Here is a 20,659-nt window from a genome sequence, read left to right as displayed (position 1 = left end):
ACGGATCGTTGCCTGTGCGGTCACCGCTGCGGGCAACGGCTCACGGCTCCATGTATTCCCGCCAGACGGCGTTTGTTCCGAGGCTCTCGACAAAGCTGTCATGCCTCAGGCGCTCACCCTCGGTGAGCCGGCTGCGGATCGGCCGCGGCCCGACCGGACCCGAATCGGTCAGGGCACCGAGCGCCACGGTCTCGGCCGGTTCGGCGATGCTGAGACCTAGGGTGGTCTGCTTGCCGCCGAGCAACTCGACATAGACCTCGGCCAGGATCTGCGCGTCGAGCAGCGCGCCGTGCTTGACCCGGCGGGTGGTGTCCACCCCGTAGCGGTTGCACAGGGCATCGAGGTTGTTGGCCGCGCCCGGATGCTTGCGGCGGGCGAGCAGCAGGGTATCGACCACGTCCTCCAGCACAATCGGCTTCGGCGCGGCGGGCCCGAGCCGGGCGAATTCCATATTGAGGAAGCCGACGTCGAAGGGCGCGTTGTGGATCACCAGCCGCGAATCGCAGCAGAAGGCGACGAAGGCGTCGACCACCTCGGCGAAGACCGGCTTGTCGGCCAGCATCGCATCCGAGATGCCGTGGACCCCGAACGCCCCCTCGGACACCGCGCGCTGCGGGTTGATGAGCCGGTGGAAGGTCTCGCCGGTCTGGACGTGGTTGATGAGTTCGACGCAGCCGATCTCGATCAGCCGGTCGCCGTTTCGAGCCTCCGTGCCAGTGGTCTCGGTATCGAGGACGATCTCGCGCAGCATTTTTTCCGATCCGATGCAGGAACACAGCCTGCGCGCGGCTGGCGAAGGATGCGTTAACCGGCGACGTCCCTCAGCGGCTTCGGTTGGCCAGCTCCTCGGCGATCCGCTTCACCTCGCCTTCGGCGTGTTCGAACCCGCGGCTCGTGTCGATCACGTAATCCGCCCGCGCCCGCTTCTCGGCATCCGGCATCTGCTTGGCACGGATCGCGTCGAACGCATCCTCGGTCATGCCGGGGCGGGCGAGCACGCGGGCGCGCTGCACCTCCGGCGGAGCGGTGACGACGAGGACGGCGTCGCAGCGGGCGTCGGCCCCGGTCTCGAACAGGAGCGGGATGTCGAGGACGACGAGCGGCGCCCCCGCGTTGCGGGCGAGGAAGGCGCGGCTCTCGTCGCGAACCAGCGGATGCACGATCGCCTCCAGCCGGGCGAGTTTTTCGGCATTGCCGAGCACCGCCGTGCGCAGGGCCGGGCGATCGACCCCGCCCTCCGGCGTCAGGGCGCCGGGAAAGGCGTCCCCGATCGCCCGCGCCGCGGCGCCGCCCGGCCCGTAGAGGGCGTGGACCGCCGCGTCCGAATCATGGACCGGGACGCCGCGGGCGGAAAACATCGCGGCGGTGGCCGACTTTCCCATGCCGATCGAGCCGGTGAGGCCGAGCACCACGGGAGGGCGGGGTTGTTCGGAAGCGCTCATTTCGCGACGAGATCCGCGACGATTCTTTGGCGCAGGGCCGGCGTCACCTCGGGGCGCAGGCCGAACCATGCGGCGAAGCCCGGCACGGCCTGGTGCAGCAGCATGCCGAGCCCATCCACCGCCGCAAGCCCCCGCGCCCGCGCCGCGGCCAGGAGCGGCGTCTCCAGCGGCACGTAGACGATGTCGGCCACCGCCGCGCGGTCCGAGAGCGGGACGAGGTCGAGAGCGAGCGGCGGGTGCCCGGCCATGCCGAGCGAGGTGGTGTTGACGAGAAGCCCGGTGTCGGAAAGTGCGTCCGGCACGGCCTCCCAGGCCAGCGCCTCGACGTGTTCGGGGTCGAGTTCGGCCAGCACACGCGCCCGCTCGGGGCTGCGGTTGGCGACGCGGACCGAGAGCCCCCGCTCCACCAGCCCGACGACGATGGCCCGCGCCGCGCCGCCCGCGCCGAGCACCAGGGCGGACCTGCCGGTCCGCTCGGGCCAGCCCTGCCCGAGGCTGTGGTCGAGATGGGCGATGAAGCCCGGCGCATCGGTGTTGTCGCCGCGCACGCAGCCGTCCTCGACGATCAGCGTGTTCACGGCGCCGATCGTCTTCGCTCGCTCCGTCAGGGAATCGGCCAGCCGAAAGGCCGCCTCCTTGTGCGGGATGGTGACGTTGCCGCCGGCAAAGCCCGAGGCGGGAAGCCCGCGGACGAAGGCCTCGAACGCGTCGGGCGCCACATCGATGCGCTCGTAGCTGCCATCCAACCCGTGCTCGGCGAGCCAGTGCCCGTGGATCAGCGGCGAGCGGGAATGGCGGATCGGATGGCCGACGACGAAGGCCCTGGCTGTCATGGAATCCTGCTTGCGAAGGTCGAGAGACATCACGCGACGCACGCCGCCGGCAGCGTGCAGGCGGTCTGCCCCTCGATCTCGATCTGGAGGGTGGCGTGATGGATGCCGAAGCGCGCCCGCAGTTCGTCCGCCGTCTCCTTGAGGAAGAGCCGGCCGGGCGCTTCGTCGGCGACCACGAGATGGGCGGTGAGGGCGACTTCGGTGGTGCTCATCGGCCAGATGTGGAGGTCGTGCAGCCCGCGCACGCCGGGGCGGGCCGCGAGAGTGGCGCGAACCGCCTCCGGATCGATGCCGGGCGGCACCGCGGCAAGCGACATCGCCACGCTGTCGCGCAGGAGCCCCCAGGTCGCGACGATGATGAGCGCGGCGATGGCGAGGCTCACCAGCGGGTCGATCCAGTCGAAACCAGTGGCGAGGATGACGAGGCCCGCCAGCACCACGCCGGCCGAGACCGCCGCGTCGGCCACCATGTGCAAGTAGGCGCCGCGGATGTTGATGTCGTCCTTGGAACCCGAGGCGAACAGCCACGCGGTAAAGCCGTTGATGAGGATGCCGATGCCGGCCACCACCATCACCGTGGTGCCGGCGACCGGGGCCGGCTCGAGGAAGCGCTGCACCGCCTCGACGATGATGCCGCCGGTAGCCACCAGAAGCACCACCGCGTTGAACAAAGCGGCCAGGATCGAGGAGCCGCGCAGGCCGTAGGTGAAGCGCGCCGACGGCGCCCGCTTCACCAGCACCGCGGCGAGCCAGGCGGCGACGAGGCCGAGCACGTCGGAGAGATTGTGGCCGGCATCGGCCACCAGCGCCATGGAGTTCGAGAGCCAGCCATAGGCCGCCTCGACGCCGACGAAGCCGAGATTCAGCGCGATGCCGATGGCGAAGGCCGGTCCGAAATTCTTCGGGGCGTGGACGTGACCATGGCCCCCGTGACCGTGGGCATGACTGTGCCCGTGCCCGGCATGATCGTGGCCGTGATCCGGATGGGCGTGGTCGTGTCGATGACTCTGCCGATGATCCTGCCCGTGGTCGTCCATCGTCCCTCGCCGTGTCAGAACGCCAGCAGGCCCAGGCCCCGCAGCCGCGCGAGAAGGGGCGTGAGCGGCAGGCCGAGGACCGTCGAGTGGTCGCCCTCGACCCGCTCGAACAGGTGGATGCCGAGGCCTTCGAGTTGGTAGGCGCCGACCGAGGTCGTGACCGCTACTCCCGCGAGCCGCAGATAGGCGTCGATGGCCCCCGCATCGAGGGGGCGCAAAGTCAGCCGCGCGGTTTCGACGAAATCCTCGGCGTGGCCGCCGCGTACGATTGCGACCGCCGAATGAAGCTGGTGGGTCCGGCCCTGGAGCCGGGCAAGATGGGCGTGCGCCGCTGCGAGGTCGGCGGGCTTGTGGAAGATCCGGCCCTCGCATTCGAGCACTTGGTCGGCGCCGATCACGACGCGGCCGGGATGGCGGGCCGCCACCTCCTCCGCCTTGGCCCGAGCCAGCCGCCGCGCCAGTTCGATCGGAGCCAGGGCACTGCCCTCGGCCTCCAAGGCGCGCTCTTCGATCCGCGCGGGCGCCGTCTCCACCGGCAGGCCGGCGCCCGTCAGGAGATCGCGCCGGGTGGCGCTCGCCGAGGCGAGAAGGAGGGGCGCGGGGGCGAGCCAGAGGGCAGAAGCGTTCACGTCGAAAATGATTCCGTCAGCGCAGGCCGCGCCAGTCGAGCCAGTCGAACAGAAAGTCGATATCCTCGGTCGCCACGGAGAAGAACCCCTCCTCCGAGCGCTCCGAGCCGATCACGTAGCCGCTGGCATGGCCCAGCGTATGGTCGATCGAGCTTTGCAGGAAGCCGAGTTCGAGCCCGTTGTCGCGGAGCGCCACCACGGTGGTGCCGGGGGGTGCGAACAGCGAACCGTGCAGCCCCGAACCGTACTCGCCGATGATCGTACCGGCCGAGCGGAACAGGGCGATCTGTTCGGGCACGCTCAGCCGCTCGGGCCGGACGGGGGTGAAGCCGCGGGCCACCGCCGCAGCCTCGAACGCCGCCCGTTCCGCCAGGGTGCGCCGGTTGCGCGTGTCGGCGTTGTCCGAGCGGGAGATCAGGAGTTTTTCGCTCCCCGGTTTCTCGCGCCGACGGCCGGGCGGCCAAGGGAGCCGCCAGCGAGAGCCGGGCGCGGCGCGCTCAAGGAGGAAGCGGCGAGCTTGGCGTATCAGCGGCGAGGCGCGACTGATGAAGCGGAGCGCCGTCGGCACGAGGAGCGAGCGGCAGACGACGAGATCGCCGGTGCGGTCGTAGACGATGAGTCGGTCCTCCCCGATGCCGAGGAGGCCGAGCCAATCTCGCGCGAAACGCGGCGTGTCGGCGGGCAGGAGGTAGCGCAGCCGCGTGATGTCGTGGCCGGCCCGGTCGAGCAGGAACAGCTTCGGCAGGAAATCGACCAGCCAGTGGCCGTACATCTGGTGGCCCATGCCGGTCAGCAGCACGACCGGCTCCTCGACGGTGACCCGCCGCAGGCTCGGAAGCCGCGCGGCGATGGCGCGGAAATGCCCCTCGAAGTTGACGGAGAAGATGTTGAGCTGGGCGGCGTACTGGAACACGCCGTCGAGGAGCACGACGCCCTCCTCCGTTACTTCCGCCCCCGGCAACTCGTAGAGGCTCGTTCCGAGCACGGTGGTCTGCTCGTGATAGACGCGCAGCAGCTTGGGCGTCACCGCGCCGACCAGCAGTTCGGGCGGGGGCGCCCAGTCCCGGTAGGACAGGCTGAGATCGGTGCAGCGCCCGCGCCCGGCCCCAACGGTCTCGCGCAGATCGGCCGCGGGAGGGCCCGCGTCTTCCATCTCCCTGCCTTCAGGTCGCGATGAACTTGAGGCGGTGCTCGCGGTAGAGGTCGAGGATCGCGGCGGCCGTCTCCTCGATCGAGCGGCGGGTCACGTCGATGGTCGGCCAGCGGTACTTGGCGCAGAGCCGGCGCGAGGCGGCGATCTCGTCGGAGACCGATTGCCGATCGACGTAGGAGGAATTGTCGTCGGCCTTGAGACTCAGCAGGCGGTTCTGGCGGATCTGCACGATCCGCTCGGGGCTGGCGATCAGCCCGACGATCAGCGCCTTCTTGACCCGCTCGAAGCTCGGCGGCAGCGGCATCGAGGGGACGAGCGGCAGGTTCGCGGTCTTGAGCCCGCGGTTGGCGAGATAGATCGAGGTCGGCGTCTTCGAGGTGCGGCTGACGCCGACCAGCACCACGTCGGCCTCGTCGAGGTCGGCCGGCAGGTTGCCGTCGTCGTGGGCGAGCGTGAAGTTCATGGCGTCGATGCGCTTGAAGTACTCGGCGTTCAGCATGTGCTGGGCGCCCGGCCGCTCGGTCGAGGTCGCGCCGAGATAGGAGCGCAGCAGCGCGTGCACCGGCTGGAGCACGTTGAGCGTCGGCGAGCCGGTCTCGCGGCAGGCCTCCTCCAGACGCTCGATCAGTTCGTGACCGACCAGCGTATAGAGCACGAGGCCCGGCGCCGCCTTGATCTCGGAGATCACCCGTTCGAGCTGCGCGCCCGAGCGCACCAGCGGGTAGACGTGCTCGATCGCCGAGATGCCCTCGTACTGCACCGCCGCCGCGCGCCCGACATTGATCAGGGTCTCGCCGGTGGAATCCGAGACGAGATGAAGGTGGAAGTAGCTGCGGCTCATCGTCGGCCCGTCTCTGCCGTGACGCTCGGTCCGGGGCGACATACCCGCCCCGAGGGGATGCTTAGAGCATTTTCTCGGGCAAGCGCGATGCCGAATTGCCGTCGTCCGTGGGGGACACCGGCTGCCGTGCGGCCGGACGGTCCGTCATCGCGGCGGCCGGAGCGCGTCGCCCACCCTCGCGGATGACGCCGGGGGCCGGCCCGCGCTGGCATGGAACGACGGAGCCGAACCGTTCCGGCAGGGCGGCGCAGTGGCCGGTACCGCCACCAGCTCGGCAATATTCGATTGTTCTGTCAGTGATTTAGCGTCCCACTACCGCCACGCTGTCCCCAGAGCGCGTCCGGGGAGTCGATAAGTGGGGAAAACCAGGCCCATTTGGAGCGCGACGGCGGGTTGCCCCAAGATCCATCGACTCCGCCCTCAACACCCCGACCCTGCGCACACGGTGGAGTCGCCCGGATGGGAGAATCCGGGACCGAGGCGGCAGTCAGGGCATACCGGCCCACGCAAGCCACTGCTGAGCTTGGCCTATCGTGGACATTAGATCCAATCCGTTAAGAGGCGATTAACGCCGTGGCCGTGGGGAGGGCCTGTGGACGCGCTTGCGGCATCACGATCCAACGTCCAAGAGAAAAAACAGAGATTCTAGAATCTCTCTTTCTTTGAGTAGGGCCGGGGTGGGGATGGCGCGGTCGCGATCCCTTCGGTCTCCCTCGAATGGCAATCAGGCAGGATGCGGACTTCAGGCATGGCGGAGGCAAAGACGGCGGATAGACCGGTGCTGCGGGTGCTGTCGGGAGAGGCGATCTCCCCGCCCCCGGCCTGGATGATGCGCCAAGCCGGCCGCTACCTGCCGGAATACCGGGCGACCCGGGCCGAGGCCGGCTCCTTCCTCGATCTCTGCTACAACCCGGCCTTCGCCACCGAGGTCACGCTCCAGCCGATCCGCCGCTTCGGCTTCGAGGCGTCGATCCTGTTCTCCGACATCCTCGTCATCCCCCACGCGCTCGGCCAGGACGTGCGCTTCGTCGAGGGCGAGGGCCCGCGCCTCGATGCGCTCGAAGGCCGCGCCCAGTTCGACCGCCTGCGCGAGGCGGGCGACCCGGCGATCTTTTCGCACCTCTCACCGGTCTTCGAGGCGGTCGAGCGCATCCGCGGGGCGCTTCCCCACGAGACCACGCTGCTGGGCTTCTGCGGCGCGCCCTGGACCGTGGCGAGCTACATGATCGGTGGCCGCGGCACGGTGGACCTCGCCCCGGCCCGGTCGCTGGCGGCGGCCGACCCCGCGCTGCTCGACGCGCTGCTCGACCGGCTCGTCGCCGTGCAGACCGAATATCTCGTGCGCCAGCTCCGGGCCGGCGCCGACGCGGTGCAGATCTTCGAGTCGCATGCCGGCGTGCTGCCCGAGTCGAGCGACGGCGATGCCCTCAAGCGCTTCTCGCTCGGGCCGATCACGCGGATGGTCCAGGGCGTCCGGGCGCAGGTGCCGGATGCGAAGATCATCGTGTTCGCCAAGGGATCGGGGCTGGAGGGCCATGCCCGTGTCGTGCCCGAGACCGGCGCGAGTGCCGTCGGCGTCGATTGGGGTGTCGATCTCGCGGCCCTGCGAGCCCGTGTGCCGGCCTCGACGGTCACCCAGGGCAACCTCCACCCCGAGACCCTGATCGAGGGCGGGCGGGCCCTGGACGCGGCCGTGGATGCCATCCTGGCGGCGACCGAGGGCCTGCCGCACATCTTCAACCTCGGCCACGGCATCACCCCGCAGACGCCGATCGCCCATGTCGAGCAGATGCTGGCCCGGCTCAGAGGCGGCCGGTGACGCGTATCCGCGTCGCAGCCTTGGCTCTGACGCGCTGGGACGAGACGGGCGAAGCGTTGCTGCTGGTGCGCAAGCGCGGCAGCCTCCGCTTCATGCTCCCAGGCGGCAAGTTCGAGGCGGATGAGACCGACGCCGCCTGTCTTGCCCGCGAACTCCGGGAGGAACTCGCTCTCGCTTTCGACCCCCGCACGGCTGTGCGGCTGGGTCGGTTCGAGGCGCAAGCCGCCAACGAGCCCGGCCACATCGTCGAGGCGACCGTCTATCGGCAGGTCGCAACACCCGGCCTGAACCCTGTCTGCGGTGCCGAGATCGAAGAGATCCGCTGGCTCTCGCTCACCGGCGGAACGGACGAGGCCGCTTGGCCGCTCGCGCCGCTTCTGACCGGCCAATTCCTGGCGCCTGCGCGCCGCATCCCCCACACGGAGTGCCTCACCCGGTGCTTGAGACCCTGTACCCCTGGATCAAGGCCTTCCACGTCATCGCGGTGATCGCCTGGATGGCGGCGATGCTCTACCTGCCGCGCCTGTTCGTCTATCACGCCGCCTTGCCGGCCGGGTCGCGGGTGCAGTCCGAGACCTTCAAGGTCATGGAGCGGCGCCTGCTCAAGGCGATCATGACGCCGGCCCTGATCGTCACTTGGATCCTCGGCCTCTGGCTCGCGTGGCAGAGCGGCTACTACGCCTCGCCCTGGCTGCAGGCGAAGTTCGCCCTGGTGCTGGCGATGAGCGGCGTGCACGGCTTCCTCGCCCGCACGGTCAAGGACTTCGCCGCCGACCGCAACACCCGCAGCCAGGGCTTCTACCGGGTCATCAACGAGGTGCCGACGCTCCTGATGATCGGCATCGTCATCCTGGCGATCGTGAAGCCCTGGGGCTGATTCTTTTGCGACGGGTCCGGCACCGCCGGGCCGGCTCGTGTGTTGGATGGGCAAGCGTGGCCGTTCGCCGCGATGGAGTTTGTCCGATGCGGACCCTGTTCCTTGCCCTCGCCGTGAGCCTCGCCGCGGCCTCGCCCGCGGCGGCGGCGAGTTTTCCCTGCTCCAAGGCCGAGACGCCGGACGAGAAGACGATCTGCGACACCCGCAGCCTCAACGACCTCGATGTCGAGATGGCGGTGCGCTTCGACATCCTCAAAGACCTGCTGCCGATGGGCAACCGCACCAAGATGCAGGACGATCAGGAGGCCTGGCTCAAGGACCGCCGCGCCTGCGGCACCGAGGTCGCCTGCCTGACGGCCGCCTACGAGGGCCGGCTCAAGGTGCTGCGGGGCGTGCTGTCGGAGTTCGCCAAGCAGGGCGGGCAGTAGGGGCACCAGCCGCCCTTCCCACCCATCCCCTCATCCTGAGGCTCCGCTTTGCTCGGTATCAGGTTGATCATTTTGGGATGTGCGGATTACCCCTCTCCCCGCACGCGGGGAGAGGGCTTCGTGCCCCCTTGTCGGGGCATGAAGCAAGGCGGCAGCCGAGGGTGAGGGGGCGCTTCAGGATGAGCCTCTCCCCGCGTGCGGGGAGAGAGGGGAACCCTTGGCGTCCTAAGTCATCAAAAACCGCCGCTCACAGCCGCGCCAGCAGCCGCTCCGCCAGCGGGTTCTCCGCCGCGAAGGCATAGTCGATCCGCCGCACGGTGACGGACCGCGCCCCGGCCTGCACCAGGGCGTCGGAGAGGTCGAACACCGCGTCCACGGGGCACCGCATCACGATCTCGCCGTCCGCGCCCCGCGGGGCGCCGTAGGGCAACTCGGCCTCGTGCAGGCCGGCGATGGTGGCGAGATCGATCGCGCCGGTCTCGGGAAGCGCGGCGCGTACCTCGCGGCTGGTGCGGGCGCGCTCCTCCGCCGCGATGCGGCCGAGCACGGTGCGAAGGCTCGCCCGCGCCGTCTCGCCCCAAGGGGCTTTCAGCGAGGCGACGAGGTTGGCCTCCGAGCGCAGCATGACTCCGTCGTCGAGGATCTTCAGCGCGTTGGCCGCGAGCGTTGTGCCGGTGGTGGTGATGTCGACGATGATCTCCGCCGAGCCTGCCGCCGGGGCGCCCTCGGTGGCCCCCAGGCTCTCGACGATGCGGTAATCGGCGATGCCGGCCTCGGCGAAGAAGCGACGGGTCAGGTTCACGTATTTCGTGGCGATGCGCATCCGCCGGCCCTGGCGCAGTCGCATCTCGCTGGCCACCTCGTCGAGGTCGCTCATGGCGCGCACGTCGATCCAGGCCTGCGGCACCGCGACCACCACGCTGGCATGGCCGAAGCCGAGCGGGGTCAGCAATTCGACGCTGCCGGCGGGGTCGGGCAGCATCTCGCGGATCAGATCCTCGCCGGTCACGCCGAGATGGGCGGCACCGCTGGCGAGCTGGCCGGCGATCTCCGAGGCCGAGAGATAGCGCACCTCGACGCCGGGAAGGCCGGCGAGCGTACCGCGATACTCGCGCGCGCCCGCCTTCTGCACGAGCTTCAAGCCCGCGCGGGAGAAGAAGGCGCTGGCATTCTCCTGAAGCCGGCCCTTCGAGGGGACGGCAAGAACGAGGGGACCATCGGTCACGCGACAACTCCTTCAGCGCTTCCGTCGGTGCAGCGCGACAGCCAGAACGCGCAGCCCACCGCCGGCAGCGGCACCGGGCTGCCGAGCTGCTGCAGGAGCCCGTCGTAGCGCCCGCCGCCGACCAGGGTCGGGCCACCCTGAGGGCCCGTCACCTCGAAGATGAAGCCGGTGTAATAGTCGAGGTTGCGCGCGAACCCGCCGTTGAACCGGAAGCGCTCGACCGGCAGACCCCGCGCCGCCATGAAGCCGGTGCGCTCCTCGAACAGGGCGAGCGCCGCCTCCAGCCCTTCGTGGGTCAGGCCCGCCTCGCGCGCCAGCGCCCGCACCGCGGCCACCGCCGCATCGGGATCGCCGGAGATGGCGCAGTAGCGCTCGATCAGTTCGCGGTTCGCCGTGTTGAGGCCTGCACCCCCATGCGCCTGCGCCGAGGCCTTGGCGAGGAAGCGCTCGGCGATGGCCCCGGCGCTGCGTCCACCCACCTGCGAGATGCCGGCGATCGACAGCACGTCCTCGACGAAGGCGCGCACGGCGCCCGCATCCTGGCCCTGGATCGCGGCGAGCAAGCCGGCATGGCGGTCCTCGGCCTGGACGCTGTTGGCGACCTCGTCGAGGGAGCGCCCGGCGGCGATGGCCCGCAGGGTCCGGCGCTTGGCCACCGGCGGCACGTGAAGCGCGTCGAGGAAGGCGTGGGTGAGGCCCATATCGCCGAGCCGCACCGTGACGTCGGCGCGCCCGAGCAGGGCGAGCCCCTCGAGGGCGAGCCCCAGCACCTCGGCATCCGCCGCCGGGGTATCGGTGCGCCCGATCGACTCGATGCCGCCCTGGACGAATTCGTCGGGCTCGCCCGCCACGAGGCGGAAGACCGGGCCGAGATAGCTGTAATCGGCGCTCTCGCCCGGCTGCGTCGCCTGATGCAGGCGGCAGACGGGAATCGTGAATTCCGGCCGCAGGCACAGCTCGGCCCCGGTCGCGTCCTGCGTCACGAAGATGCGCCGCCGGATGTCCTCGCCCGACAATTCGAGGAACGGCTCCACCGGCTGCAGCACGGGGGGCGACGCGGGCACGTATCCGCAAGCGGAAAAATGCGCCGACAGCCGCACATGGCGCACCGCCTCCGCGCCGCTCGGGCCGCCTGCCTCCGGTCTCGTCATCGTCTCGGATCCAGCTTGATTTTGGCCCCCATAGCAATCGCGCTCCCGATTGGCGACCGGGCCGGGGTATTTCCGCGCGGATCGGACTGCGTAAGAGTCATCGAATTGGCAGGGAGGGGGGCCGGCTTTCCGCTGACCTCCTCGATCACCAGACCAGCCGCTCGATCACCGCGTCGGGCTTCACCTCCTGGCGGCTGAGCCACTCGGCGATGTCGCCGAGGCTGTGGTGCTCGGCCGCGACCCCGAGTTCCTCCGCGTGGATGCCGCGTGCCACCAGGATCGAGGGGATGCCGTAGCCGGCGGCCCCGGCGATGTCGGTGCGGATCGCGTCGCCGACCGCCACGGTGCGGCGCACGTCCGGCGGAGGCAGGCCGTCGAGTTCGCCAGCCATGGCCAAAGCCGTCTCGTAGACCGGCCGGTAGGGCTTGCCCGCATAGACGACCGCGCCGCCGATCGCCTCGTAGGCCTGGGCGATCAGGCCGGCGCAGGGGATCAGCTTCTTGTCGCGCTCGACCACGAGATCGGGGTTGGCGCAGATCATCGGCACGTTGCGCTGGCGGAATTCGGCCAGCGCCTCGCGGTAATCCTCCGCCGTCTCGGTATAGTCATCGAACAGGCCGGTGCAGACGATGCGCTGCGCCTCCTCTGCCGGCACGAGGGTGAGGTCGAGTCCATCGAAGACCGGCGCGTCGCGCTCCGGCCCCAAGTGATACACCCGCTCGCCCGGATGCTCGGCGATCAGCCGCCGGGTCAGGTCGCCGGAGGTGAGGATCGCGTCGTAGGCCTCCCGCGGCACGCCGTAGCCGTCGAGGATTTTTTGGACGCCTTGCCAGGGACGGGGCGCATTCGAGACGAGAATCACGCGACGCGGCCGGGGTCCGGGGAGCCCCCGGAAGCGGATCAACGCCTCGCCGGCGGCGGTGTGGCCGCGCGTGCCGTCATGCAGCACGCCCCAGACGTCGCACAGGATCAGGTCGTAGCGCTCGGCCACTTCCGCGAAGTGGCGCAGCGTCGGGACGGAAGGGTGAGTCATCGAAGGATCCGGTCGGGCGGTGTTGCGGGCTCTATACCCGTCTTCGCGTCTCACTGAAGACCGCCGGCCGATCCCGGTCGCGCACCGCCCTCCCCGCGGGGGGAAAAACCCAAAAATCACCCCAGGAACCGCCCCACCAGCAGCCGGGCGAGATCCCGCGGCGGGTCGGGGGTGAGCACGGCGAGCTTGCGCGAGGTCGAGAGTGAGGCGAGCCCGTGCAGGGCGGCCCAGAGGGCGGCCACCGCCCGGCGGCGCTCGTCGGTATCGGCGATCAGCGGCGCCAGCACCGTATCGACGAGCGCGACCGGCTCGGCCAGGGCCGCGGCGTACCAGTCCGGAAACGGCTGGTCGGGGGCGACGAGATGCTCGAACAGCAGGCTCCAGACCCGCGGGTCGGCGGCGACGAAGACGAGATAGGCGTCGGCCAGGGCCAGTGCGTTGCTCCGCGGTGCCCGATCCGGGTCGATCTCCGCGCTCAGTGCCGTGTGCAGCCGGGCGAGCGTGCGGGCATTGACCCGCAGAACCACCTGATCGAGGTCGCCCACCGCGTTGTAGATCGAGTTCGGCGCGTAGCCGATGGCCGCCGCCAGCCGCCGCATGCCGAGCGCACGGTAGCCCTCGTTGCGCACGAGGCTCTCCGCCGCGCCCGCGACCAGGGCGATGAAGCCCTCGCGGTCGTGCTCGCCCCGCGGTCCGCTCCCCCTTGCCTTGGGCGCCGAGTCCCTTGCCAAATCCGTCTCCGTGCCCGCTTGCCGCCGGTGCTCGTGCCGGTTCGCACGCGGCCTCAGCGTTAGATTGCACGCCGTGCAATATCAAGCTTGCGGCCGGTTCGAACCGCGTTCACTTTGAACATCGTGCAAAACGCGGATTTGACGCCTACGCCGTCGGCAGGCAGTCATGCCCTGAGCCGGGAGAGACCACGATGTTCCGCACACTGATGACGACGCGACGCTTCGCGCCGCTGTTCTGGTGCCAATTCTTCTCCGCCTTCAACGACAATTTCCTCAAGAACGCGCTCGCCCTGCTGATCCTGTTCCAGGTGAGCGCGCGGGGCGAGAGTTCGGGCGGGGTTCTCGTGACGCTGGCGAGCGCCGTGTTCATCGGCCCGTTCTTCATCCTGTCGGGCCTCGGCGGGCAGATGGCCGACCGCTACGACAAGGCGGTTTTGGCCAAGCGGCTGAAATTCGCGGAGATCTTCGCCGCCCTGCTCTCGGTGCTCGGCTTCTGGCTGCACTCGGTGCCGCTGCTGTTCGCGGCGCTGGGCCTGTTCGGGATCATCGCGGCGCTGTTCGGGCCGATCAAGTACGGCATCCTGCCCGATCACCTGAAGCGCGAGGAACTCACCGCCGGCAACGCTCTGGTCGAGGCCGCGACCTTCCTCGCCATCCTGCTCGGCACCATCACCGCGGGTCTCGCCATGGCGATGGGCGGCCATGCGCTGGGCTTAAGCGCCGGGCTGATGGGCATGGCGGTCCTGTGCTGGCTCGCCGCCCGGATGATCCCGGCCACCGGCGAGGGCGCGCCGGATCTCCACGTCGACCGCAACATCGCCCGCTCCACCGCCGAACTCCTGCGCGACCTGTGGTCCGACACGCGGCTGTGGCGCGGCTCGGTGATCGTGAGCTGGTTCTGGCTCGTCGGCGTGGTCATCCTCTCGCTGCTGCCCGTGCTGGTGCGCCAGACCCTCAACGGCACCGAGATCGTCGCCACCACCCTGCTCGCGATCTTCTCCGTCGGCATCGCGGTCGGCTCCGGCCTCGCCTCGTGGCTCGCGAGCGGGCGCATCGTCTTGCTGCCGACGCCGGTCGGCGCGGTGCTGATGGGCCTGTTCGGGCTCGACCTCGCCTGGACGGTTTCTCAGGTGAGCCCTGCCACGGCCGAACCGGTCGGCGCCTGGGACTTCCTCACCGGCGGCTCGGGCCTGCGCATCGCCTGCGACTTCTTCGGCCTGGCCGTCGCGGGCGGGCTCTACGTCGTGCCCTCGTTCGCCGCGGTGCAGGCCTGGACCGAGAAGGCCAAGCGCGCCCGCGTCATCGGTGCGGTCAACGTGCTGACGGCCGCCTTCATGGTCGGCGGGACGCTCGCGCTCGCGGTGCTTCAGGGCGCGGGCCTGTCCACGGCCCAGCTTCTCGGCCTCGTGGCCGTGCTGAACCTGATCGCCGGCGCGGTGATCCTCGTGACCCTGCCCACGAACCCCCTGCGTGATGCCCTGTCGATCCTGTTCCGCGCCTTCTACCGCCTGGAGGTGAAGGGCTTGGAGAACGTGGAGAAGGCGGGCCCGAACGCGATCGTCGCCCTCAACCACGTCTCCTTCCTCGATGCGCCGCTGGCGCTCTCGCTACTCGACCAGGAGCCCGTCTTCGCCATCGACCACGGCATCGCCCAGCGCTGGTGGGTGAAGCCGTTCCTCAAGGTGACGAAGGCGATGCCGCTCGACCCGACGCGCCCGCTCGCCACCCGCACGCTCATCAACGCGGTCAAGAGCGGCGAGACGCTGATCATCTTCCCCGAGGGCCGGCTCACCGTCACGGGCAGCCTGATGAAGGTCTATGACGGCGCGGGCCTGATCGCCGACAAGTCCGGCGCCATGGTCGTGCCGGTGAAGATCGACGGGCCGGAGCGCACGATCTTCTCGCGCCTGAAGCGCGATCAGGTGCGTCGCGCATGGTGGCCGAAGGTCACGGTGACGATCATGCCGCCGGTCCGGCTCCACGTCGATCCCGAGCTCAAGGGCAAGAACCGCCGTCGCGCGGCGGGCGCAGCGCTCTACGACATCATGTCGGACCTCGTCTTCGAGACCGCCGACATCGACCGCGGCGTCTTCTCCGCGCTGGTCGAGGCGGGCCAACTCCACGGCTGGCGGCGCACGGCGCTCGAAGACCCGGTCTCGGGCACGATGAGCTATGCCCGCCTCGTGATGGGCGCCAACATCCTCGGCCGGAAGCTTCAGGCGCTCCTGCCCGACGCGAAAAAGCCGGTCGGGTTGATGCTGCCCAACGCCAACGGCGCCGCGGTGACGTTCTTCGCGCTGGCCAGCGCGGGGCGCGTGCCGGCGATGATCAACTTCTCCGCCGGCCCCACCGCGGTGCTCTCGGCCTGCAAGGCGGCGCAAGTCGACACCATCCTCACCTCGCGCGCCTTCATCGAGAAGGGGCGCCTCGGCACCCTGATCGAGGGCATCCAGGGCAGCGTGCGTCTGATCTATCTCGAGGACGTGCGGGCGGGCGTGACCACGGGCGACAAGATCCGCGGGTTCCTGAGCCCCCGTCGTCCGCTGGTCGCGCGCAAGGGTAGCGATCCGGTCGCGATCCTGTTCACCTCGGGTTCGGAGGGCACGCCGAAGGGCGTGATGCTCGCCAACCGGGCGATGCTCGCCAACACCGCGCAGGTCGCCGCGCGCATCGATTTCGGGCCGCGCGACAAGGTGTTCAACGTGCTGCCCGTCTTCCACGCCTTCGGGCTGACGGCCGGGCTGGTGCTGCCGCTGATCTCGGGCGTGCCGGTCTACCTCTATCCTTCCCCGCTGCACTACCGGATCGTGCCCGAACTGATCTACGGCACGAATGCCACGGTCCTGTTCGGCACCGACACCTTCCTCACCGGCTACGCGAAGATGGCGCATTCCTACGACCTGCGCTCCTTGCGCTACGTCGTGGCCGGAGCGGAGGCCGTGAAGCAATCCACCCGCAAGACCTGGGCGGAGAAGTTCGGCCTGCGCATCCTGGAGGGTTACGGCGTCACCGAGTGCGGGCCTGTGCTCGCGCTCAACACGCCGATGTTCAACCGCTTCGGCACCGTCGGCCGGCTGCTGCCGGGCATCGAATCGCGCCTCGAACCGGTGCCCGGCATCGACGAGGGCGGACGCCTCATGGTGCGCGGCCCCAACATCATGCTCGGCTACCTGCGGGCGGAGAATCCCGGCGTGCTGGAGCCGCCCGCGGACGGCTGGTACGACACCGGCGACATCGTCGCCTTCGATGCCGACGGCTTCGTCACGATCAAGGGCCGGGCCAAGCGCTTCGCCAAGATCGCGGGCGAGATGGTGTCGCTGGCCAGCGTCGAGGCGCTCGCCGCCGAACTCTGGCCCGACGCCCCGAGCGCGGTGGCCGCCGTGCCCGACGCCCGCAAGGGCGAGCGCCTGATCCTGTTCACGCAGGCCAAGGGCGCGACGCGAGCCGCCTACCAGACCCACGCCAAGAGCCGGGGCGCGGCCGACGTCGCCATTCCCGCCGAGGTGGTCGTCGTGGAGGGCCTGCCGATGCTCGGCACCGGCAAGGTCGATCAGGTCAGCGTCACGAAGCTCGCAAGGGAGCGGGCGGCGACGGCGGAAGCGGCGTGAGGATTTTCGGCTTTCGGGCGATCTGGTTCGGAAGCCGTTTTCCGCTGATCATGTCGTATACTGGTTATGCGCGTTCCAGATCGGTCCGTGCAAAAGCCTCACCGACATAAAGCAGACGGCAACCTCTCTCCTTCGCCAGAGCGTAAGCAAAGCAGTCGCCGAAATTCAGGGAAGCGGAATGGGCGCCTTTGCCCCATGTCTCGTAGGCTTGAACGACATTCTGCACGGTGGCAGCTGTCACGCCGATGGTCTCGATGCCGAGGCCGGCGATAAGCTTTTTCATCTCGTCCCCCCGATTCCGTCGCAAAGCAACGATCAAGGCCTCGGCCATCGTGCCGGCCGAGATGAGGATCTTATCCTCGGCTTCCAGAACGTCGGCGCATCGGTCCGCCTCCGCTTCACCGAGGAGGATTGCCATCAAGGCCGAGGTATCGACCACGATCACTCGGGTAACCCATCCTCGCCATAGAGGAAGTCCTGACTCCGCTCCGCACGTGGCCCTGGCGATGGCTTGGCCGCTGCGGACTTCCTGACGGCGTTCAGGACAGCCCGTCGTGCCTGTCGATCCGGCGCCATCCTGACGGGCACGAGGCGAACAGCGGCATGGCCGTGCCGCGTCAGGATGATTTCCTCTCCTGCTTCTGCGCGTCGTACCAAGTCGGTCAACTGTCCCTTGGCGTCTGTCACTGAGACGTGCATCGGCCCATTTCCTCTTCCGACGAGATGGATTCGAATTTGGACTACTCGATAGTCCAATACAAGGTCTCGTGCCGACCACCGGATCGAACCGTCCCGGCCGTCCTGCAGGAAGTCGAACTTAAACCATTCTTGGCCCTATCCTCGGCGGCGTCCCACTGTCCGGTCCGTTGCTGATGCCCCTCTCCCGCCGCCGCTTCCTCGCCTCCTCGCTCGGCCTCGCGATCGCCGGCCCCGCCGCCGCGCAGAGCTATGGCCAGACCTTCAAGGTCGAGAACGACGAGGGCCGGCCGGTGGCCAACATGCGGCTGCCCGGCGAGATCACCGGGCAGATCCAGGAGTTGCGCGGCGTCACCTATGTCGGGCCGCGCGAGGCCGAGGTGACCCTCTACGAGTTCTTCGACTACAACTGCCCCTGGTGCCGCAAGGCCGCCGCCGACGTCACCGCGCTCGCCGCCAGCGACCCGGGCCTCCGCATCGGCCTCGTCCACAACCCGATCCTCTCGCCGATGTCGGCCCAGGCCGCCAAGGTCTCGCTCGCGGTCCAGCGCAAGCTTGGCTCGGCCGCGGCTTTCGCCTTCTACGGCCAGCTTCTCGCCACCAGGGGCCAGATCGACGGACTCAAGGCGCTCGAGATCGGTGCCAAGGCCGGGGTGCCGCGTGCCGAACTCGAAGGGATCGCCGACAGCGACGAGGTGCGCGAGGCGATGCGCGCGCACATGAACGTCGCCGCCAATCTCGGCCTCACCGCGACGCCCTCCTACGTCCTCGGCAACACGGGCGTGCTCGGCCATCCCGGCGTGAAATCGCTGGCGAAGATGATCGGGGCGATGCGGCGCTGCGATCAGATCGCCTGCGGCTAGAGCATCGTCCTGAACATCGGATCCAAGAGGATGCTCTAGCTCATTGCTTTTGCATCATCTTTTTCCAAAAGCCGGAGGCCACCTTTCGGGATGATGCTCGAGCGCTTCAAGCGCCGCCGATGAGGATGCCCGTCGCCAGCACGAGGGCGCCGCCGAGCACGATCTGGAAGGCGGCGCGCAGGAACGGCGTCTCCATGTAGCGGTTCTGGATCCAGACGATGGCCCAGAGTTCGACGAAGACCACGGCGAAGGCGATGCTCGTCGCCAGCCAGAAGTTCGGGATCAGGTAGGGCAGCGCGTGGCCGAGGCCGCCGAGCGCGGTCATCACGCCGGAGGCAAGGCCGCGCTTGAGCGGCGAGCCGCGCCCGGAGATCTTGCCGTCGTCGTGCGCGGCTTCCGTGAAGCCCATCGAGATGCCCGCGCCGATCGAGGCCGAGAGGCCGACGAGGAAGGTCGTCCACGGGTTCTGCGTGGCAAACGCGGTGGCGAAGATCGGGGCGAGCGTCGAGACCGACCCGTCCATGAGTCCGGCAAGCCCCGGCTGGACCCAGGTCAGGATGAACTGGCGATGCGCGGCCGCGTCCTCATCGTCGCGGACGGTCCCGCCGAGATGCGCGTCTCTCAGTGCCTCGGCCGTGCGCTCGTGCGCGCTCTCCGCCGCGGCGAGGTCGCCGAGCAGGGCCCGCGTGTCGGCGTCGGTCGAGCGCCGGGCGGCGGCGAGGTAGAAGTCACGCGCCTGCCGCTCCATCGCGGCGGCCTCCTCGCGGACGCGGTCGAGCCCGAGATGGCGTATCAGCCAGACCGGCTTGCGGGCATAATAGCCGGCGATGTGCTCGCGCCGGATCGGGATGATGAAATCGCCGAAGCGCTCCTTGTAGCGTGCGATCAGCCGGCGCCGGTGCTCGTCCTCGGCCTCCGCCATCGCGTCGAACAGGGCGGCGGAATGGGGATAGTCGGCGCGCAGGCGTGCCGCATAGGCGCGGTAGATCTGGCCGTCCTCCTCCTCGGAGCCGATCGCCAGCGCCAGGATCTCCTGCTCGCCGAGATCGTCGAACCGCTTCCGGCCGCCGAGCGTGAGCATCGAGAGTCGGCTCATCATCGCTGCGTCGATCTCCGGGGATGGCGTGCGGCGGAGCGGATGAGGGCTGCGGGCAGCCTCACCCCTCCTGCTCCTGCAGCAGCCGGTACTCGCGCCCGTGCCGGCAATAGCCCTCGACGATGTGGCTCATCATCGCGCGCTTCGCCGGGTCGAGGGCGCCGAGGATGCGGGCCGGGCGCCCGCCCCAGAGATGGCCGCCCTCCAGCAACTGGCCCGGATCGGTGGTCGAGCCGCCGGCTAGCATCACGTCGTCGGCCACCACCGTGCCCGGCGCCAGCACCGAGCCGATGCCGATGAGGCTGCGGGCGCCGATTCGGCAATCGGCCATGCGCACGTTGTGGCCGATCGTGGTGTCGCGCCCGATCACCACGCCCTCGCCGCGGCTGCGGATCACGGTGTTGTCCTGGATGTTGGTGTCGGCGCCGACCACGATCGGGCCCACTTCCGCGGCGAGTTCGCAGGAGAACAGCACCGTCGATCCGGCGCCGAGCGCGATGCGGCCGGAGAGACGGGCGGTGCGGGCCACGAACACGCTGGCTTCGGTCTCCAGCGGCTCGGCCGGCACGGGCGGGCTCGACGCCTCGCCCGAAGCCTCGCGCAGGCGTTCGGCCCGCTCAGCCAGTTCCTCCGGCGTCACCGGGCGCAGGCGCTTGGCCGGGTTGCCGCCATAGGCGAAGCCGCTCTCGAGCTTCGAGCGGGGGAAGATCGTGGCGCCCGCCTCGATCAGCACGTTGTCGCCGACGGTCGCGCCGTCGAGGATGATCGCGTCGTCCTCGATCACCACATCCGAGCCGACGGTGCAGGCATGCACCACCGCGTTGCGGCCGACCGTGACCCGGTCACCGATCTGCGTCGGCAGCGATTCGGTGGCGATGTGGACGGTGGAGCGGGCGCCGAGCCAGAAGCGCTCGCCCGCGGTGATCGGCTGGCCGTCGCTGCGGATCACGCTGTCGTCGCCGAGCCAAGCCTGGGCCCCGAGGGTGGCGGCGCCGATCACGGTGCTGGCGCGCCCGCACCAGACGGGGCGGCTGGCGAAGACGGGCAGGATGCCGTCATGGGGCAGGATCAGGTCGGGCGTCACGTCGCGGCTCGCTGTTCGTCGAAACGGCGCCGGTGGCGCGGTCCTATTCTTGAGCCATATAGGCTCACGGGCAAACGGGGTAACGGGGCTTTGCGAAAACGCCGGGCCTAACC

Annotated in this window: 21 protein-coding genes; 6 read left to right on the top strand and 15 right to left on the bottom strand. The window is 69.5% G+C overall.

Annotated features, from left to right (window positions below):
* Positions 1-40 precede the first annotated feature (40 nt).
* The 7 genes from dnaQ to J2W78_RS21155 form a co-directional block, all read right to left on the bottom strand.
* Positions 41-751, bottom strand: a complete 711-nt coding sequence (gene dnaQ / locus J2W78_RS21185; RefSeq protein ID WP_253373567.1) for a DNA polymerase III subunit epsilon — start codon at positions 749-751, stop codon at positions 41-43.
* Positions 752-821: 70 nt separating this feature from the next.
* Complete coding sequence (coaE, locus tag J2W78_RS21180) at positions 822-1,442, bottom strand: dephospho-CoA kinase (RefSeq protein WP_253373566.1); 621 nt, start codon at positions 1,440-1,442, stop codon at positions 822-824.
* Positions 1,439-2,275, bottom strand: a complete 837-nt coding sequence (locus tag J2W78_RS21175; RefSeq protein ID WP_253373565.1) for a shikimate dehydrogenase — start codon at positions 2,273-2,275, stop codon at positions 1,439-1,441. Before J2W78_RS21175 ends, coaE begins: the two co-directional genes overlap by 4 nt.
* A gap of 29 nt (positions 2,276-2,304) precedes the next feature.
* Positions 2,305-3,312, bottom strand: coding sequence for a cation diffusion facilitator family transporter (locus J2W78_RS21170; RefSeq protein ID WP_253373564.1), 1,008 nt, complete (start codon positions 3,310-3,312; stop codon positions 2,305-2,307).
* A 14-nt stretch (positions 3,313-3,326) separates the two neighbouring features.
* The gene (locus J2W78_RS21165) at positions 3,327-3,941 is read right to left on the bottom strand and encodes a Maf family protein (RefSeq protein WP_253373563.1); all 615 of its coding nucleotides are present in this window, start codon (positions 3,939-3,941) and stop codon (positions 3,327-3,329) included.
* Between the two features lie 16 nt (positions 3,942-3,957).
* Positions 3,958-5,094 carry a glycosyltransferase family 61 protein gene (locus J2W78_RS21160; protein ID WP_253373562.1) on the bottom strand — a complete coding sequence of 379 codons (1,137 nt, stop codon included), beginning with the start codon at positions 5,092-5,094 and terminating at the stop codon, positions 3,958-3,960.
* Between the two features lie 10 nt (positions 5,095-5,104).
* A complete protein-coding gene (locus J2W78_RS21155) occupies positions 5,105-5,935 on the bottom strand; it encodes a pyruvate, water dikinase regulatory protein (RefSeq protein ID WP_003597705.1) in 831 nt (276 codons plus the stop codon).
* Between the two features lie 748 nt (positions 5,936-6,683).
* On the opposite strand from J2W78_RS21155, the gene hemE reads away from it, so the two are divergent.
* From hemE to J2W78_RS21135, 4 genes are all read left to right on the top strand, one after another.
* Positions 6,684-7,754 (top strand): uroporphyrinogen decarboxylase, encoded by a 1,071-nt coding sequence (gene hemE / locus J2W78_RS21150; RefSeq protein WP_253373561.1) that lies wholly within the window; start codon positions 6,684-6,686, stop codon positions 7,752-7,754.
* Entirely contained in the window at positions 7,751-8,242 is a 492-nt protein-coding gene (locus J2W78_RS21145) for an NUDIX hydrolase (RefSeq protein WP_253373560.1), read from the top strand. The genes hemE and J2W78_RS21145 overlap by 4 nt, the downstream gene beginning before the upstream one ends.
* A complete protein-coding gene (gene hemJ, locus J2W78_RS21140; protein WP_253373559.1) occupies positions 8,191-8,631 on the top strand; it encodes a protoporphyrinogen oxidase HemJ in 441 nt (146 codons plus the stop codon). Before J2W78_RS21145 ends, hemJ begins: the two co-directional genes overlap by 52 nt.
* 86 nt (positions 8,632-8,717) lie before the next feature.
* Positions 8,718-9,059, top strand: a complete 342-nt coding sequence (locus tag J2W78_RS21135; protein ID WP_253373558.1) for a lysozyme inhibitor LprI family protein — start codon at positions 8,718-8,720, stop codon at positions 9,057-9,059.
* A 247-nt stretch (positions 9,060-9,306) separates the two neighbouring features.
* Here J2W78_RS21135 and hisG read toward each other — a convergent pair whose 3' ends face one another.
* The 4 genes from hisG to J2W78_RS21115 all read right to left on the bottom strand — a co-directional run bounded on the left by hisG (position 9,307) and on the right by J2W78_RS21115 (position 13,097).
* Entirely contained in the window at positions 9,307-10,284 is a 978-nt protein-coding gene (gene hisG / locus J2W78_RS21130) for an ATP phosphoribosyltransferase (protein ID WP_253373557.1), read from the bottom strand.
* On the bottom strand, positions 10,281-11,435 hold the full coding sequence (locus J2W78_RS21125; RefSeq protein WP_253373556.1) for an ATP phosphoribosyltransferase regulatory subunit: 1,155 nt from the start codon (positions 11,433-11,435) through the stop codon (positions 10,281-10,283). The genes hisG and J2W78_RS21125 overlap by 4 nt, the downstream gene beginning before the upstream one ends.
* Before the next feature lie 145 nt (positions 11,436-11,580).
* Positions 11,581-12,468, bottom strand: a complete 888-nt coding sequence (locus J2W78_RS21120; protein WP_253373555.1) for a TIGR01459 family HAD-type hydrolase — start codon at positions 12,466-12,468, stop codon at positions 11,581-11,583.
* Between the two features lie 116 nt (positions 12,469-12,584).
* The gene (locus J2W78_RS21115; RefSeq protein WP_253374108.1) at positions 12,585-13,097 is read right to left on the bottom strand and encodes a TetR/AcrR family transcriptional regulator; all 513 of its coding nucleotides are present in this window, start codon (positions 13,095-13,097) and stop codon (positions 12,585-12,587) included.
* Between the two features lie 293 nt (positions 13,098-13,390).
* Here J2W78_RS21115 and J2W78_RS21110 point away from each other — a divergent pair, with 293 nt between their 5' ends.
* Positions 13,391-16,807: an acyl-[ACP]--phospholipid O-acyltransferase gene (locus J2W78_RS21110; RefSeq protein WP_253373554.1), complete on the top strand. Its 3,417-nt coding sequence runs from the start codon at positions 13,391-13,393 to the stop codon at positions 16,805-16,807.
* Positions 16,808-16,871: 64 nt separating this feature from the next.
* Here the strand turns inward: J2W78_RS21110 and J2W78_RS21105 are convergent, their stop codons facing one another.
* Complete coding sequence (locus J2W78_RS21105; RefSeq protein ID WP_253373553.1) at positions 16,872-17,252, bottom strand: type II toxin-antitoxin system VapC family toxin; 381 nt, start codon at positions 17,250-17,252, stop codon at positions 16,872-16,874.
* The gene (locus J2W78_RS21100; protein WP_253373552.1) at positions 17,249-17,506 is read right to left on the bottom strand and encodes a type II toxin-antitoxin system Phd/YefM family antitoxin; all 258 of its coding nucleotides are present in this window, start codon (positions 17,504-17,506) and stop codon (positions 17,249-17,251) included. The genes J2W78_RS21105 and J2W78_RS21100 overlap by 4 nt, the downstream gene beginning before the upstream one ends.
* Positions 17,507-17,679: 173 nt before the next feature.
* Between J2W78_RS21100 and J2W78_RS21095 the strand changes: the two genes are divergently transcribed.
* Complete coding sequence (locus J2W78_RS21095) at positions 17,680-18,366, top strand: DsbA family protein (RefSeq protein ID WP_253373551.1); 687 nt, start codon at positions 17,680-17,682, stop codon at positions 18,364-18,366.
* Between the two features lie 106 nt (positions 18,367-18,472).
* Here the strand turns inward: J2W78_RS21095 and mbfA are convergent, their stop codons facing one another.
* Positions 18,473-19,465, bottom strand: a complete 993-nt coding sequence (gene mbfA, locus J2W78_RS21090; RefSeq protein WP_253373550.1) for an iron exporter MbfA — start codon at positions 19,463-19,465, stop codon at positions 18,473-18,475.
* A 58-nt stretch (positions 19,466-19,523) separates the two neighbouring features.
* Positions 19,524-20,546, bottom strand: a complete 1,023-nt coding sequence (locus J2W78_RS21085) for a gamma carbonic anhydrase family protein (RefSeq protein ID WP_253373549.1) — start codon at positions 20,544-20,546, stop codon at positions 19,524-19,526.
* Positions 20,547-20,659 lie beyond the last annotated feature (113 nt).

This window comes from Methylorubrum extorquens, from assembly GCF_024169925.1.
GTDB classification, from domain to species: Bacteria; Pseudomonadota; Alphaproteobacteria; order Rhizobiales; family Beijerinckiaceae; genus Methylobacterium; species Methylobacterium extorquens_A.
The sequence above is the reverse complement of the archived record's forward strand: the minus strand, read 5'-3'. Positions and strand labels throughout refer to the sequence as shown.